Annotated in this window: 14 protein-coding genes and 1 tRNA gene; 10 read left to right on the top strand and 5 right to left on the bottom strand. The window is 66.8% G+C overall.

Going from position 1 to position 16,170, the window contains the following annotated elements; genetic code table 11:
- The 4 genes from NDB2M1_RS12755 to NDB2M1_RS12740 form a co-directional block, all read right to left on the bottom strand.
- Positions 1-1,326: a metal-dependent hydrolase family protein gene (locus NDB2M1_RS12755; protein WP_072382840.1), complete on the bottom strand. Its 1,326-nt coding sequence runs from the start codon at positions 1,324-1,326 to the stop codon at positions 1-3.
- Between the two features lie 65 nt (positions 1,327-1,391).
- Positions 1,392-1,628, bottom strand: coding sequence for a DUF2312 domain-containing protein (locus NDB2M1_RS12750; protein WP_054123520.1), 237 nt, complete (start codon positions 1,626-1,628; stop codon positions 1,392-1,394).
- 156 nt (positions 1,629-1,784) lie between these two features.
- Complete coding sequence (locus NDB2M1_RS12745) at positions 1,785-2,468, bottom strand: RlmE family RNA methyltransferase (RefSeq protein WP_072382838.1); 684 nt, start codon at positions 2,466-2,468, stop codon at positions 1,785-1,787.
- Positions 2,469-2,478: 10 nt separating this feature from the next.
- Positions 2,479-3,753 (bottom strand): Ppx/GppA phosphatase family protein, encoded by a 1,275-nt coding sequence (locus NDB2M1_RS12740; RefSeq protein WP_072382837.1) that lies wholly within the window; start codon positions 3,751-3,753, stop codon positions 2,479-2,481.
- 155 nt (positions 3,754-3,908) lie between these two features.
- On the opposite strand from NDB2M1_RS12740, the gene NDB2M1_RS12735 reads away from it, so the two are divergent.
- The 9 genes from NDB2M1_RS12735 to NDB2M1_RS12695 all read left to right on the top strand — a co-directional run bounded on the left by NDB2M1_RS12735 (position 3,909) and on the right by NDB2M1_RS12695 (position 13,710).
- Positions 3,909-3,982, top strand: a tRNA-Gln gene (locus tag NDB2M1_RS12735).
- A 420-nt stretch (positions 3,983-4,402) separates the two neighbouring features.
- Positions 4,403-5,104, top strand: coding sequence for a TetR/AcrR family transcriptional regulator (locus NDB2M1_RS12730; protein WP_072382835.1), 702 nt, complete (start codon positions 4,403-4,405; stop codon positions 5,102-5,104).
- Entirely contained in the window at positions 5,101-5,577 is a 477-nt protein-coding gene (locus NDB2M1_RS12725) for a MaoC family dehydratase (RefSeq protein WP_072382833.1), read from the top strand. The genes NDB2M1_RS12730 and NDB2M1_RS12725 overlap by 4 nt, the downstream gene beginning before the upstream one ends.
- A gap of 3 nt (positions 5,578-5,580) precedes the next feature.
- Positions 5,581-7,083, top strand: a complete 1,503-nt coding sequence (locus tag NDB2M1_RS12720) for a class I adenylate-forming enzyme family protein (protein ID WP_072382831.1) — start codon at positions 5,581-5,583, stop codon at positions 7,081-7,083.
- Positions 7,076-8,455 carry an MFS transporter gene (locus NDB2M1_RS12715; protein ID WP_253185873.1) on the top strand — a complete coding sequence of 460 codons (1,380 nt, stop codon included), beginning with the start codon at positions 7,076-7,078 and terminating at the stop codon, positions 8,453-8,455. The genes NDB2M1_RS12720 and NDB2M1_RS12715 overlap by 8 nt, the downstream gene beginning before the upstream one ends.
- On the top strand, positions 8,452-9,552 hold the full coding sequence (locus NDB2M1_RS12710) for a saccharopine dehydrogenase family protein (protein ID WP_072382829.1): 1,101 nt from the start codon (positions 8,452-8,454) through the stop codon (positions 9,550-9,552). The genes NDB2M1_RS12715 and NDB2M1_RS12710 overlap by 4 nt, the downstream gene beginning before the upstream one ends.
- Positions 9,549-10,913, top strand: coding sequence for an amidase (locus NDB2M1_RS12705; RefSeq protein WP_072382827.1), 1,365 nt, complete (start codon positions 9,549-9,551; stop codon positions 10,911-10,913). The genes NDB2M1_RS12710 and NDB2M1_RS12705 overlap by 4 nt, the downstream gene beginning before the upstream one ends.
- Positions 10,910-11,488 (top strand): carboxymuconolactone decarboxylase family protein, encoded by a 579-nt coding sequence (locus NDB2M1_RS12700; protein ID WP_083554840.1) that lies wholly within the window; start codon positions 10,910-10,912, stop codon positions 11,486-11,488. Before NDB2M1_RS12705 ends, NDB2M1_RS12700 begins: the two co-directional genes overlap by 4 nt.
- Positions 11,485-13,710: a TonB-dependent receptor gene (locus NDB2M1_RS12695; protein ID WP_072382825.1), complete on the top strand. Its 2,226-nt coding sequence runs from the start codon at positions 11,485-11,487 to the stop codon at positions 13,708-13,710. Before NDB2M1_RS12700 ends, NDB2M1_RS12695 begins: the two co-directional genes overlap by 4 nt.
- A gap of 168 nt (positions 13,711-13,878) precedes the next feature.
- On the opposite strand, the gene NDB2M1_RS12690 is transcribed toward NDB2M1_RS12695, so the two are convergent.
- Positions 13,879-14,646 carry a tyrosine-type recombinase/integrase gene (locus tag NDB2M1_RS12690; RefSeq protein WP_371328207.1) on the bottom strand — a complete coding sequence of 256 codons (768 nt, stop codon included), beginning with the start codon at positions 14,644-14,646 and terminating at the stop codon, positions 13,879-13,881.
- 453 nt (positions 14,647-15,099) lie between these two features.
- Between NDB2M1_RS12690 and NDB2M1_RS12685 the strand changes: the two genes are divergently transcribed.
- Complete coding sequence (locus NDB2M1_RS12685) at positions 15,100-16,065, top strand: helix-turn-helix transcriptional regulator (RefSeq protein WP_072382821.1); 966 nt, start codon at positions 15,100-15,102, stop codon at positions 16,063-16,065.
- Positions 16,066-16,170: the final 105 nt, after the last annotated feature.

The following is a 16,170-nucleotide window of genomic DNA, read 5'->3' as shown; positions in this document are numbered from 1 at the left end:
TCACTGCTTCACCACGGCGCCGCGCTTCATCACGAAATCGACGTGTTCGAGACGGGTGACGTCGGTGAGCGGATCGCCGTGGACCGCGATGATATCGGCTGGCATGCCCGGCGCGATGCGGCCCACGCTATCGCTGCGGCCCAGCGCTTCGGCGGCGTTCACGGTGGCGGCGGCGATGGCGGCGGCGGGGGTCATCCCGGCCTTGACCATCAGCGCGAACTCGCGGGCGTTGTCGCCGTGCTTCGAGACGCCGGTGTCGGTGCCGAAGGCGATCTTCACGCCCATGCGGATCGCGAGTTCGTGCGACTTGCGTTCGGCGGCAGCGGCGTTTTCGGCCTTGGGGATCGTCGCAGGCGGCAGCAGCCCGGCGCGGGCCTGCGCGAGCGCGGCGACCGGGGCGAGCATAGTCGGCACGAGCCAAGTGCCATGCGAGAGCATCGCCTTGATCGTCGGCTCGTCGAGGAAAGTGCCATGGTCAATCGTATCGACTCCGGCATTGACCGCCGCCATCGTGCCTGCCGCGGCATGGCTGTGCGCCGCCACCTTGCGGCCGAAGCTGTGTGCGGTGTCGATGACAGCCTTCATTTCCTCGTCGGTCATCTGCTGGCCGAGCCCGCCCGCGACGTTCGAGAGCACGCCGCCGGTCGCGGCAAATTTGATGACCTGTGCGCCAAGCCGGATCTGCTCGCGCACCGCGCGGCGGCAATCGTCGGCGCCGTTGCAGAGGTTGTTGTAATCATGCGGGAAGAAGGCGCCGTAGCTTTCCTCATTCAGACCGCCGCCATCGCCATGGCCGCCGGAGACCGAGATCATCGTCCCGGCGTTGATGATCGTCGGCCCGGGCACTTCGCCGGCGTCGATCGCATCGCGCAGCGCGCGGATGCCGCGCGGCGGGCCGCCGAGATCGCGCACCGTGGTGAAACCGGCTTCGAGCGTCTGCTTGGCATGGAGCGCGGCGAGATAGGCCGCATCCTCGCGGTCGCGCGTGGAGGCATCCAGCCGCTCGCGCAGCGGGTCGCCGTCGCTGAACAAATGGACGTGCATGTCGGTGAGACCGGGCAGCACGAAAGCATCGCCGAGTTCGACGGTGGTGGCACCGGCGGGGGCTGGCAGCGTACCGTCGCTCACGCTGGTGACCACGCCGTCGGTGATCACCACGGTGGAGGCACCCCGCGGGGGCTTGCCGGGCTGGTCGAGGAGGCGACCGGCGTGGAGGTAGGTGATCTTGGGTTGCGGCTTGGCCGGGGTTTCCGCTGCTGAAACGGGCGCGGCTACGGCAATCAGCGCGGCAAAGCCGGCAAGCAGGGCGGGGCGGGCAAGACGCATCGGGGAACCTCCGGCAGCAACGTTTCGTCGCAGCCTAGCGTCTCCCCGCCCCGCGTCCAGTCCTGCTACTCGATGCCCAGCGCGTTCTTGTAGGTATCGAGAATCATTTCCATTTCGCGGCGATCGTCGGGCTTCAACTTCCGCAGGCGGACGATCTGGCGCATGATCTTGGGATCGTAGCCGACCGCCTTGGCCTCGGCGTAGACGTCCTTGATATCGTCGCCGATGCCCTTCTTTTCTTCCTCGAGGCGTTCGATGCGCTCGATCAGGAGGCGCAGGCGGTCGTCGGCGGCTTCGGCCATGGTCAGAAATCTCCGGTCAGAAAGGGTTGCCGACGCGTTAGGGCGCTCGCCCCGATTCGCGCAAAACCCTGCCTGTGGAAATGTTCTTTCGGATCGCCGCCGGGGGGGGGAGTGCGTGCTCCCCTCTCCCAACCCTCTCCCCTCAAGGGGAGAGGGCTATGGGGTGGGTTCGAGATCGGCGCGCCCCTTGAAGCCTTGGGCGATCACGTACCACTCGGACGAGTCCTTGCGGCTCGCGGGGGGCTTGGCGTGCTTCACCGTCCTGAAGTTGCGCTTGAGGATGGTGAGAAGCTCGCCGTCGGTGCCGCCCGCGAAGACCTTGGCGACGAAGGCGCCGCCGGGCGCGAGCGTCTGTACCGCGAAATCGACCGCGGTCTCGACGAGGCCCATGGTGCGCAGATGGTCGGTCGCCTTGTGGCCGACGGTGTTGGCGGCCATGTCCGAGATGACGAGATCGGGCGCACCGCCCAGTGCGCCGGTGAGCGCGGCGGGGGCTTCATCCGCCATGAAGTCCATCTGGAAGATCGTCACGCCCTCGATGGGGTCGACCGGCAGCAGGTCGATGCCGACGACTTCGGCTTGCGGAGCCTGCTTGCGCACGACTTGCGCCCAGCCGCCCGGCGCGATGCCGAGATCGACGACACGGCGCGCGCCCTTGAGCAGGCCGAAGCGGGTGTCGAGCTCGATCAGCTTGAACGCGGCGCGGCTGCGCCAGCCTTCGGCCTTGGCCTGCTTGACGTAAGGATCGTTGAGCTGGCGCGCGAGCCAGCGGTTGGACGAGGCGGTGCGTCCCCGCGCCGTCTTGACCCGTGTGCCCGGGTCGCGGCCGCTTCTGCTCATGACCTGGGGCTCATGCCTGGGCGCCCTTGGCTTCCGCCGCCCGCCGGTCGCCCAGCCCGCCCGCCGCCATAAGGCTGCGCAGGATGCCTTCGCGGATGCCGCGATCGGCGATGCCGAGCCGTTCGGCGGGCCAGATATCGAAGATCGATTCGAGGATCGCGCAGCCCGCGACGACCAGATCGGCGCGCTCGCGGCCGATGCAGGGCACGGCGACGCGCTCGGCCGGGGAGATGTGGGCGAGGCGCTGGCTGATCTCGCGCATCGAGGCGGTGGGCACGATGAGGCCGTCGACCGCGCTGCGATCATATTGCGGCAGGCCAAGGTGGAGGCTGGCGAGCGTGGTGACCGTGCCGCTGGTCCCGAGCAGGCGGAGGCCGCCCTGCTGGTCAGCGGCTTCGCGCGCGGGGGCGACGCGTTCGGCAAACCGCGCGAAGCCTTCGGTGATGCGGCGGCGCATTTCCCTGTAGGCGGCGGCGCGGGCTTCGGCGGTGAGCTCGATGGCGCCGATGCTTTCGGTGAGCGAGACAACGCCCCAGGGCACCGATTGCCAATCGAGAATGCGCGGCACCGCGTCGCTGGTATCGACGAGCACCATTTCGGTCGAGCCGCCGCCGATATCGAAGATCATCGCCGGGCCGCAGCCGGGTTCGAGCAGGATGTGGCAGCCGAGCACGGCGAGACGGGCTTCTTCCTCGGCGGTGATGATGTTGAGCCGGATGCCCGTCTCGCGGTGGACGCGCTCAATAAAGGCCTCGCCATTGGTGGCGCGGCGGCAGGCTTCGGTCGCGACCGAGCGGGCGAGATGGACGCCGCGCTTGCGCAGCTTGTCGGCGCAGATGTGGAGCGCGCCGAGCGCGCGGTCCATCGCGGCTTCGGACAGACGGCCCGATTGCGCAAGCCCTTCGCCGAGGCGGACGACGCGGCTGAACGCATCGATCACCATGAAATGATCGCCCGAAGGCCGCGCGATAAGGAGGCGGCAGTTGTTGGTGCCGAGATCGATCGCGGCATAGGCCTGGCGGTGGAACGGCAGCGACTTCTGCCACGGCGCGCGCGAGGCTTCGACGGGCTGGGGCGGTGCGGAAACCGTGGGCGAGGGCGCGCTCATGGCCAGGTTGGCTGCCAGCTTCGGCTCGGGCCGAGCGGCTGGCTCGGCAGGGGTGCTGGCCGACGCTGCGGGGGCGGGACGGGCCCCCCTGGGCTTGCCGCGGGACGCCGATTTGCGTCCGCGCCGCTTGCCTGGCCGCGTCTTGCGCTGCTGCGCCGGCGGATCGAATTCCGCCATGTCTACCAATCGCTTATGTTTTCCCGCCAAGGGGATGCCCGGCAGGTACTTGACACGCATCCTAGCGTTCCTGCGGCTCAGGAGCAAGTACGGCACCGGAATGGGTCTGCTCGCCTTGACTCGGGCCAAACCCGCGCTTAAAGGCGCGCGCTCATTGCCCCGTCGTCTAACGGCAAGACTACGGATTCTGATTCCGTCTATCGAGGTTCGAATCCTCGCGGGGCATCCATTTTTTGAAAAATAATCGTTCTAGATCAGATTCTTGTGGTCCAAGATCGGTTCTTTTTTCCACAAAGCTCCCAACAATTAATGCCGGACGGTAGTTTACGCGAGCGGACGAGTACGGCGTAGTTGGCAGGTGTGACAATCGATTTGCCTGCTTGGCCGAGTAGGCGGTCCGATCCATGACGCCTTCGGCGGTCATTTGCGCAATCCGAGAAACCTCTGGCATTCATGGGAAACGGTCCTGCCAAGGGTGCGAAGTGGGACGAAGCTGCCCTTTAGGTTCAGCCCGCCAAATGTCGGCTTCAGCCGAAAGCAGCCTTCGTGCAGGCTATGTCGGTCGGGATCACCATGCCTGCTGTCAATGAAAATGAAACTGGATTCATTTTCATTGACAGGGATGACCTGGTAGGATTAGTCCCAGCGCATGCAGAGCGCCGAATCTCCTCCCACTCCTATTGGCACCAAGGCCGAACGCACGCGCCGCCGTCTTCTCGATGCGGCGCTGACGTTGCTGGAGCACCACGGCTACCACGACCTCAAGGTCACCGACGTAGCCAAGACGGCGGGTGTGGCAGCCGGCGTTTTCTACATCTATTTCAAAGACAAGAACGCGCTGGTGCTCGATCTGCTCGACGAGCTGAGCGAAGCCAACGTCGAGGCCGTATTCAGCGGCCCGCGCACAGATGATCCCTTCGAGGCGGTGCTTGCCGCCAATCGCGCCTACGTGCACCGCTTTGTCGGTGGCGGCGGGCTCAACCGGGCGCTGGCACAGATCGTCGATGCTTTGCCCGAAGCGCGGCAGCGCTGGCAGGCGATGAATGCGCGGGTGGCCCAGCGCATCGCGGCCGGCATAGCGCGCCGCGCGCCGGACTCCACCGCCCATGAAAGCGCGCGCGTGTTCGCGGCGCTGGCGCTCCAGGCCATGCTCGATACCGTGCTTTTGCAGACCTTCGCCTACCAGTTTCCCGATCTTGCGGACTTGCGTGGCGATCCCGAACGGCTGGCGCAGGCCATCTCCATCCTGTGGTACCGGGCCCTGTTCGGCACCAGTCCCCGCGCCGAGCAGGTCCCGCGTGCGACGGATTTTCTCACGTTCAATCTCGAACCTTCTGGATTGCCGCAATGAACCAGCCCCCGGTCCCGACCCATGAGCCTGGCACCGAACTCGGCGTGTCGCCCTGGCATGTGATCACGCAGGACGACATCGATCTCTTCGCCCGTGCCACCCACGATCATGATCCGATGCACGTCGATCCGGACTGGTGCGCCCGGAAAGGGCCCTTTCCCACGACCATTGCATTCGGCTTCCTGTCGCTGGGGCTGACCACGCATCTCAGCCACGAGGCCGGCATCTGGCCGCCCGATGCCTATGCGCTCAATTACGGGTTTGACCGCGTGCGCTTCGTGGCGCCGGTGCCAGTCGGTGCTCGCGTGCGTGGCCGCTTCACCTTCCTTGGCGCAACCCCGCGCGTGGACGGCACGGTGCTGACCCGCACTGGCGTGGTGATCGAGATCGAAGGCGAGGCGCGTCCTGCCGTCTCGGGCGAGTGGCTGGGCCTGATGTTCCCGCCCGAAGCACAGCGCCGGCTGGTCGCCTGAGCGGTGGATACGCTCTTCGGGATGGCGCTGGATTGGGCGCGGCGGGACGGCGGGCGCGAGGCGCTGGTCGATGGACCGCTGCGGCTCACCTATGCACAGCTCGCGGAGCGCATCACCGCGCTGGCCGAGGTCCTGTCACAGCATGGACTGCGCGCCGGGGACCGTGTCGCCTTCCTTGGTGCACCAGGCGCAGCTTTCCTGATCAGCGAACTTGCGACCCACAAGGCAGGCGGCGTCTGGCTGGGGCTCAATCCCCGCTACACGGCGCGTGAACTGCTGCATGTGGTTGCCGATTCCCGCCCTGCGCTCATCGTCGCGGAGGGCGCAAACGATCTGACCGCGCTGCATAGCGCCTTGGACGAGGTCGCCGATCGGCCTTCGGTTCAGGTCATCGCCTCGGTCGATGATCTGCCGCAGGTTCCTCAGCTTTGCGCAAGCGCGCCGCTGCTCGATCCGCGCATCGCCTTGCTGGTCTACACCTCCGGCACCACCGGCGTGCCGAAGGGCGCGATGCTGACGCATGAGGGGACGGTTGCGGCGGCACGGCTCTATGCGGCGCGGTACGGGCACGAAGGCCTGCGGACGCTGCTCAATTTGCCGATCAACCATGTTGGGGCGTTGATCGATCTTGTCTCACCCGCGCTGGCTTGTGGCGGGACGCTGGTCACCATGCCCACGTTCGATCCGGCCGCCATCCCGGCCGTGCTGGAGGCCGAGCGGATCAGCATCCTCGGGCAAGTCCCGGCCATGCATCTCGCGATCGATGCGGCCGGGGGATACAATCTCGCTCGCCTGCCGCACCTGCGCCATCTGGTCTGGTCGGGCGCGGCCATGCCGCGCAGCTGGATCGAGGCGCGGATGAGTGCACCGGTCGAGCTTTCGACCTGCTACGGCCAGACCGAATGCACCGGCTCGATCACGTTCACCCGGCCCGGCGCGTCAGTCGAGGAACTGGCGGACACGGTCGGCGCGCCGGCCGAACCTGGCGATCTGCGCGTGGTTCTGAGCGACGGGTCCGCAGCGCCGAGCGGTGAAGTCGGCGAGATCCAGCTGCGCGGGCCGCTCCTGATGGCAGGGTACGCCGGGCTTGACGCGGCAACGCGCGAGACCATCACGCCGGAAGGCTGGCTGCGCACGGGCGACCTCGGCTGCCTTGATGAGGAAGGACGCCTGCGCCTCGTCGGCCGGCTCAAGGAAATGTACAAGTCCGGTGGTCACAACGTCTACCCACGCGAGGTCGAGACCGTGCTGGAGGAGCATCCGGCCGTCGCCGCCGCGGCCGTGATCGCGATGCCGGATACGCGCTGGCAGGAAGTGGGCTGGGCCTTCATTATTGCGCGCGCCGAAGTCACCGCGGACGAGATCCTCGCTCATGCGCGCGAACGCCTTGCCAATTACAAGGTCCCCAAGCAGATCGTGGTGCGCCCCGAACTGCCGATGCTGCCGATCGGCAAGATCGACAAGCGCGCGCTGCGGCAGGCAGCCGAGCAGGGCCTCTATGCCTGAGCGGGCGGATGCTGGCGAAGCGCGCCACAAAAATGAATATGAAGCCATATTTCGCGATAATCCGCGTGTGCCGCCACTTATCCTGCTGCTCTTTGCGGGCGGATCGTTTGGAGCGGCATCATTCATCGTCGCCCCCCAATTGCTGCTCCTGTTCTTCATGACCGAGCAGCTCGGCATCCCGCCGGTCTGGGCCGGAGCGGCGCTTTTCGTGCCCAAGCTCTGGGAACTCGCGCTCGATCCGGTCATCGGCGTGTGGTCTGATGCGACATCGAGCCGCTGGGGGCGGCGCCGTCCGTTCCTGCTTGCGGGACTGGTCCTGCTTCCCCTTGGCCTTGCTCTGCTGTTCGCGGTGCCATCCTTTGCCGCATGGCCGATGCGGCTAGCGTGGGTGAGCCTTGCCTTCCTCGTCGCGACCACCGGCTATTCCTTGTTTGCCGTCCCCTATGTGGCGCTGCCCGGCGAACTCGCGCCCGATCCGGTGGAGCGCACCCGCCTGATCGCCTGCCGCATGGTGTTCGTCGCGCTTGGCATCCTTGCCGCAGGAGCGGGCGCCCCTCTGCTGATCGAAGCGCTTGGCGGCGGGCGTGCCGCCTATGCCGTGACCGGCGGTATCTTCGCCGTGCTGGCAGGCCTCTCGCTGTTCGGTTCGTTCATCGCCGCCGGACACGCGCCGATCGAGCAAGGGCGGCGCGAGAAGGGCGTGCTGGCCAGCCTGCCACGCGCCACCTTGCGGGCTGTGGAGTTCCGGGCCTTGCTGGTCACCTATGGCCTTCAGATGGTCGCGAGTGGCCTCAACGCCGCTATGCTCGCCTATGCCGTGCGCTACCTCCTGCATGCGACGGAGAGCCTGACTGGGCTGATCTTCGGTCTCTTCACCCTCGCAAGCCTTGGCGCGACGCCAGTGGCAGCATGGTTTGGCGGCAGGATCGGCAAGCGCCGGGCGCTGGTGCTGTTCTCGCTGATCTATGCTGCCGGGCTGGCGCTGTTCTGGTTCTCCTCGCCGGCACAACTAGGCGCGCTCTGGCTCGCAGCGGCGCTGTCGGGCGTGGGCAATGCCGGAACGCAAGTCTTCGCCTTTGCCTTGCTGCCCGATGTGCTCGAGCGCGAGCGCGCGCGGACCGGAGAGGACCGCACCGCCGCATTCACGGGCATCTGGACATCGTGCGAGAAGCTGGGGCTCGCGGCGGGCGGTGCCATCGGCGGCGCAGGGCTGTCGATTGCGGGGTTTGTCGAAGGCGCCAGCGGGCAGAACGCGGCGACACAAACCCTGATCGCCGTTCTCCTCTCGCTCGCCCCGGCAGCGCTCATGCTCGTCAGTCTGCCGCTGCTCGGCACAGTCGAGTCCCGCCACATTCAACGGAGGTTTGCATGACATCGGGCGCCAAAGTCCTGCTGCTGGGAGCCGGCACGGTCGGCCAGGCAGCGGCGCGGTTTGCGGCGGAACTGGATGGCATTAGCCAGCTGATCGTAGCGGACCGTGATCTGGATCAGGCCTCCCGGGCCGCCGGCGAACGGGCCGAGGCAATCACTCTTGATGTGACCGATCGTGCCGCACTTGGTGCGGCGATGCGGAGCGCGGACTTCGTCCTCAATTGCGTCGGCCCGTTCTTCCGCTTTGGCCCGCCGGTCCTCGCCGCCGCGATCGAGGCCGGTTGTGCCTATCTCGACATATGCGACGATCCCGAGCCCACTCTCGCCATGCTCGATCTCGATGCCCGCGCGCGGGCAGCCGGGGTCACCGCCGTGGTCGGACAAGGTGCGAGCCCTGGCAGTTCGAACCTTCTCGCCATGATGGTCGCGGCTGCCACGCCCGGCTGCAACAGCCTGATCACCGGCTGGAGCCTCGATGACGATCCCGGCGATGCGGATGGCGCGGCGAACGAACACTGGATCGAACAGGCGACCGGGGAAATCCTCGTCTGGCGCGAAGGGCAGCTGACTTCCGAAAGGCCGTTGGCCGAACTCGAAGTAGCCTTGCCCGGCTTCCCGCCACGCTCGGCGCTGACCATCGGCCATCCCGAAGCGGTGACCTTGCCGCGCGTGATCGGCGGGCTCGACACCTGCATCAACGTGATGACGCTGCCCTCGGCCCTGGCCGCAACGCTCAAGCGAGCGGCGAGGGCCGTGGCGGTCGAAGGTCTCGCTCCGATGGAAGCCTCTCGCCGCGAACTGGCCCGTCACCAGCCCGGCAGCGGTGAGCCGGTGCCGGAGTATCCGGGCGTCTGGGCGCTCGCCGAGGGGCCTGATGGTGCCGCCGGGGCCTTTATTCCCGACTATGGCCGCATGACCGACATGGCGACGGCGACCGCCGCGCCGCTGGTCGCCGGGCTCGCGCTGCTCATGGCAGGCAAGGCGGCGCGCACGGGTGTGCTGGCCCCCGAAGAAGCGTTCAGGCCCGACGACTACTTCGCCGCGCTGTCGCGCATCGCAGGCGTCGAGGGCGATTTCGTCCGGCTGGTGCGCGCGTGAACGAGGGCGAGGCGATCATCGCCGGCCTTGTCGGACGCTGGGATGAACCGGCCGATCCGCCGCTGGTCACGGAGCCGGGCAATGATCCGTTCGGCGCCGTTGTCTGCGCGTTCGATCTGCCGCCTACTGGCACGGGCCCGCTCACCGGCAAGACACTGTCCGTCAAAGACAACATCGCCGTGGGCGGGGTTCCAACGGCGCTGGGAACGGGGCAGGCAGGCTTCATTCCGGCGGCGGACGCGGCCGTTGTCGCCCGCGCGCGGCGTGCCGGGGCCCGGATCATCGCCAAGGCGCAATGCGAGGCCTTCCTGCTTGGCGCCAACAGCTTTTCCAGCCGTCCGCGGCCCGTGCGCAATCCGCATGACGTCACCCGGTCGGCGGGCGGTTCGTCGTCCGGCTCGGCCGCAATGGTCGCAGGCGGTCTGGCAGACCTTGCGTTGGGTACGGATTCGGGCGGCTCGATCCGGGTTCCGGCGGCATACTGCGGGCTTGTGGGGTTCAAGCCGAGCCGAGGGCGCGTCTCCTATACCGGCATTGCCCCGCTCGAACCGTTTCTCGAACATGCAGGTCCCATCGCACGCAATGTGACCGATGCGGCCGCCCTGTTTGCGGCGCTGGACGGACCCGATCCCACCGATATCCGCACAGCCTGGCGCAGGGAGATCGCAGCGCCGGCACAAGCGCCGCAGCAACCATTGCGCCTCGGCATCCTGACCGGCGCGCAGGAGATGGCCGATGCGGCGATTGGCAAGGTCATGGACACGGCCCTCGATCACCTAGCCGACGGAGGAGCCGAACTGGTGACCGTTGACTGGCCCGCGCTGCGCGAGGCCAGCGAGCTGCACCTCGTGCTCTACGGCATCGGCCAGGCGCTTATCGCCGAAACCGCAGGCGCGGTTCCGGGCCTCTCAGCCTCGCTGCCTTCCGGCTGGGTGCAGTGGCGCAGGGCGATAGCCGAAATCCCGCATGTCCTGCACGAAGCCATCGCGCTGGGCCAGGGGCTCGCCGCCGCGGACCCGGAGCTATACGCGCGCGGCGTGCGGCGCGCTCTGGCGCTCGGCGATGCGCTCGATGCAGTGCTCGCTGGGGTGGATGGGCTGGTCCTCCCCACCGCGCGCAGCGTGGCGCCCCCGATCCCCAAGGGAGCGCCAACCGCTGAAGAGATCTACGGCGACACCGCGTTCACCGCGCCGTTCAATCTCACCGGCTCTCCCGCGCTGTCGCTGCCCGCAGGAACGTCCGGCGGCCTCCCGGTCGGCCTGCAACTGGTCGGCCGCCGTGGTGACGATGCCGCCCTGCTCGCCGCCGCGCTGCGCGTCGAAGCGATCCTTTCTTCCTCCTGTCAGGAGCCCCTGCCATGACCGCCCGCATTGCCCCCCTGCCGCCCCGCGATGCCGCACCGGCTGCTGCCGCGCATCTTGATACGGCCAAGCGCAAGACAGGGATGGTGCCCAACGCCTACCGCGTCATGGCCCATTCACCGGCCCTCCTCGGCGGCTATCTGGCTCTTGCGGAATCGCTCGACGGAGGTGCTCTCCCGCGTCGCCTGCGGGAGCAGATCGCGCTCGCCATCGCGGCCAGCAACGCCTGCGACTATTGCCTTGCCGCGCACCGCATCGGCGGCCGCTTCGCGCGTCTTTCCGCAGCGGAGATTGCCGCTGCCGAGGCCGGTCAGGCATGCGATGCGCGCGAAGCAGTCGCCCTGCGGCTGGCGCTCGCCCTGCGCGAACGCGTCGGCGATGTCGACGATGCCTTGCTCGAAGAGGCGCGCGCGGCCGGGTTCAGCGATGCCGATCTGGTCGAGATCGCCGGGCATGTCGCGCTCAATGTCCTCACCAACACCATCAACCGGTTCGCACGCACCCCCAACGATTTCGAGAGCCGCACGCTGAAAGTGGCCACCGAAGTCATGGTCCGTCTGGGAGCAAAAGGATGATCCGCCTGCCCTGCAAGTCCGCCCTCCATGGCCTCACCCTTGCCGCCGCGCTTCATGGCGGAACGGCAGCCGCGCAGGAGGCTGCCGCCGATCAGCCCGAGGCCGGACAGCTCGAAGAGATCGTCGTCACCGCGCAGAAGCGGGCGCAGACGCTGGCCGATGTGCCGATTGCCGTGGCTGTCTTCGGCGAGAGCTTCATCACCCGCAACCGCAGCGCCAATGTCTCGGACCTCGTCGCCTTCACGCCGGGCGTTTCAGGAACCGCGGTCGCTGCAACCACACCGCGCATCACCGTGCGCGGGGTGAGCACCGAGGACTTCGGCGTCGGGTCGGATCCCGCGCTCGGCATCTATGTCGACGACGTCTACCTTGGCCGCGGGGTGAGTTCGATCATCGACCTGTTCGACATTGCCCGTGTCGAAGTCGTGCGCGGGCCGCAGGGCACGCTGTTCGGCCGCAACACGACGGCGGGCGCGATCAGCATTTCGACCAACAAGCCCTCACCCGCGCAATTCGCGGCCAATGGCGAACTCACCGTGGGGGACTACGGGCTGGTCTTCGCCCGCGCGGCGGTCAATCTGCCCATCGGCGGTGATTGGGCGCTGCGCATTGCCGGGGTCAGCCGCCAGCGCGACGGTTATGTCCGCAATACGCTCGGGGGGCGGATCGGTGCGTTCGAGAGCCGCGCAGGGCGCGCCACGCTGGGCTATGACGGGGCCGGGCTCAAGGCTTACCTCAGCGGCGAATACCGCCGCACGCGCGCCCAGCCCGGGCCCTATGTCAGCCCTGTGCTCGTCGGCACGGACCCCTATGGCCCCGTCTCCTCCGATCTGATCGACGGCACCGCCGATGCCGCACGCGACAATATCGACACCTACCGCGCCACGCTGCGCATCGAGGCGGACCTTGGCGAAACGACCAGGCTCACTTCGACAACCGCGTACAACGGCTTCCGCAATCACTACCTCGAAGACACCGACGCCTCGCCGGAGACCTATCTACACTTCGGTACGGACGGTTATCAGGACAGCTATAGTCAGGAACTGCGCCTCAATGGTCGCACCGGGCGGCTGACGTGGTTTGTCGGGGCCAGCGCGGCGCGCGATGACATCGGCTCGAACCAGTTCGCGCTCTACGCCGAGGAAGCCTATTGCGGCGTGCTGTTCGGCAGCGACTGCACCGCGGCGCTCGGCGCGCCGGGTGCCGACCGGGTGCGCGAGAGCTCGCTCGGCAAGAGCAGCAACACGAGCTACGCCGCTTACGGCGAAGCCACCTACGCGCTCACCCCGCGTCTCAACCTCACGACCGGTCTGCGCTGGAGCCGCGATCTCAAGCGCTTCGAGGTCCGCTTCCCGGCGGCCGGCAATCTGCTGGGTCCGGTCATTCTCGTGCCGCCAAGCCTCACGCAGCTTGCGACCTACGGAACTGTCGCTGCCGATGGCACCTTGCGCCAGCGCTACGCCACCTCGAGCTGGCAACCCCGGTTTGTGGTTGATTACAAGCTGGCGAAGGGTTTCTCCACGTACCTTTCTGCCTCGCGCGGTTACAAGGCAGGCGGCTTCAACCAGCTGTCACCGGGCCCTGCGTTCCGCCCGGAGACGATCTGGAACTACGAGTTCGGCTTCAAGGGGGAAACGCCTGACCGCCGCCTGCGCTTCGATCTCGCCGCGTTCCATTTCAAGTACGATGATCTGCAGGTGCTGGTCGATTTCGGCCCCTCCGTGATTACCCGCAATGCCGCGACGGCATCGGGTACCGGCGTCGAGGCGTCCTTGACCGCCCTGCCGGTGAAGGGGCTCACCCTTTCAACCGGCTTTTCGTGGCAGGACGTGAAATACGGCCGCTTCATCGCGAGCGGTGGTCAGGACTATTCCGGCAACCGCCTGCCGCGCGCGCCGCGTTTCTCCGCGTTCGGGATCGTCGACGGCGAACTGCCGCTCACCGCTTCGCTGAAGGCACTCGGCCGCATCGAGTTCAGCTATCGTTCCAGCCAGTACTTCAATCCGTCGAACCGGCCGTTCCAGCTCCAGGGCGGCTACTCGCTCACCAACGTGAGCGCAGGGCTGGGCATAGGCGATCATCTGCAGGTCAAAGGGTGGGTGCAGAACCTGTTTGGCGCCCGCTATCTGGTCGATGCGAACATCACGGTGCCGGGCTTCCTCGAGTACACCCAGCGCGGCGATCCGAGGACATGGGGGCTCCAGCTCACGGCGCAGTTCTGACGCGGATACGATCCGCTTCAACAAGCAAATCGATTGCGATTGCCGGATTGGGGAACGACGGTTTTTGGCGGACAGCGGACGTTCCTTGGAGATACTGAGGGCGTCTTGATCTGCTCGCAAGCAGCCGCGCAAACGAGAGGGTCGTCGACTACGCCTGCAAGCCGTACCTCAAAGGGACGGGGCAACGAAGCGCCCCAAAGCTTCCGTAAGGATGCGTCGCATATCTCTCAGATCACTGCGCAGATAAGCCTGCTCGGTTGCTGTGCCGACGCGGTGTGCCAGGGCCATCTCCGCGACCATCGGTGGAATAGTCGGCATCCTCTCGGCAGCCCAATCCCGAAATGATGAACGGAAGCCATGCACGGTTTCGGACCGGCCTGCGCACCGCAACGCCTTCGTGAGTGACATGTCCGACAACGGCCCGCCCCGCATCCCGAGGAAGATTAGGCCCTCGCGCAACTCCTTGGGAGCATAGGCATCAAGCAGTGCAATCGCCGCATCGGACAAGGTGACCACGTGCCCCTCCTTCATCTTCATGAGCGATGCAGGGCGCGTCCAAGTTCGAGCATCAAGGTCGATTTGCTCCCATCTCGCTCCGCGGACTTCGGCTGATCGCGCACACGTGAGGATCGCGAACAACACGGCGTATCGGCCGGCGCTTGCTCCCTTGGCAAGCTCGGCTGCTGCAAAGGCTGGTACTTCTGGAAATGGCATCGCTGCGAAGTTACCGCCGCGTGCCTGCTGCGAAAGGCCGGTGCGTAGTTCGCGTGCATCGGGGAGCGCTTCCGCACGCCGGCCTCGTGCCTTGGCAAAGGCGAGGACCTGTCCGATCCGGGTGCGCACCTTTCGGGCCATGACCGGCTTGTCGGTCCAAATGGGGGCGAGCGCCGTGATAACGTCCGCTCTGCCGATCGCATTCACCTTCAGCGCGCCCAGCTTAGGCTTCGCCAGGCATCCATTTCCAGATTTCTTATGCTTTTAGATCAAGCGTTAGCGGAGAATTCCGCTTTCTTTCCCGGCTTTCCCCCCAGGTGACGCGGAGTGCGCGCGCGGGGCGGGTCTTTGCGCGTTCGATCGGCGGGAAGACACCTTGCTGCCGGGTAGCGCAGTTCCTCCTCCCCAAGCGCCAGACCTGATGCACGCAACGGTCAGAATTTGCTCCCTGCTGGTCCGTTCCCGCCAAGTAGTCGGCATTTCCGGGCGCGACCGATGTACCAAGAGCGCGGCAATCGCCCATCCAAATGGTCCATAATGGAAAGCAACGGCTGGTGGCCAAGTCAAGAATAGCGGATATTGCTGATCCGGGCATAGCGCCGGTGCCCTTCGGGAGGGGCATGTTTCACTGTGAGTGAAAGGCTGGAATCGGCAAGAGGCAAGGGCAGGCATGCCTTGCCCGTCGCGCCCACGCCGTTCTTGCGGCTGAGCACGTCTGACGGATCGGCAAAGGACCGCTTCGAGCGCTGGCGCAGCCTCCATACCAGCATCGCCATCGAGGTTGCCGAGCGCGGCGATGCGCTGCGTTTCGAGGGCAAGATGCGCGCGGTGACCGGAGCGCAGGGCGTCATTTTCGGGGTATCGCGCTATACCGCAAATCTGTGCCGGTTCGGTGAGCACAAGCAGGACATGCTGCTGATTTCGTTGACGCGCGAGGGTTCGATCGGCCTTTTGCGCAAGGGCCACACCAAGGAGTTGGTGAAACCGGCAGACGGCCTCGTTCTGGTCCGCGGCGATGCCGGCACTTGTTCGGTGACCGAGGGGCATGGGCATATCTATCTCAGCCTGCCGATGGAGCTGGCCCGGCAAGCCGTCGGCGGCGATCCGGTGCGGCATGACGAGGCGCTGCGCCGGATCGGCGATGCGCCGCTGGTGCCGTTCCTGACGGCGCAGCTGGAGCAGTTGGAAACCCATCTTGCGGCGCTGGACGGCCCGGCGGCGGAAACCGCGATTGCGACGGCGACCGACCTTTCCTTGGCGCTGCTGCGCAGCCTCGGTGCGGACCGACATCCGCTGGCGAGCATGGCCGACCGTTCGCTGTTCGATGCGGCAACGCTGCTGATCCAACAGCGTCACGGTGATCCCGAACTGACCGCCACCAGCATCGCGGCGGCGCTGGGCTGCTCGCGCACGCATCTTTACGGCGTGTTCGCGCGGCTTGGCCATGCGGTGGCGGACCATGTGCGCACGATCCGCATGGACAATGCGCGCCGCCTGCTGCGCGGCACTATCCTGCCGGTTTCGGTGATCGCGTTCCGCGTCGGATACGACAGCGACACCGCCTTTTCGCGCGCTTTCCGGGCGCTCCACGGCGAAAGCCCGCGCGATTATCGCCTCCGCTTCCGGTGCGAAGAGACCTGATCGGCGCGAGGCGGCGGACAGGCGGCTAGGCAGTCCTGAACATTCTGCGCGGGGCAGACTGCTAACCCGTTTGGTGATCGCGCGTCCCGGCGTGTGGTCCTCGAA

Source organism: Novosphingobium sp. NDB2Meth1 (assembly GCF_900117425.1).
Lineage (GTDB): Bacteria > Pseudomonadota > Alphaproteobacteria > Sphingomonadales > Sphingomonadaceae > Novosphingobium.
This window is presented reverse-complemented; position numbering and strand designations above follow the sequence as displayed.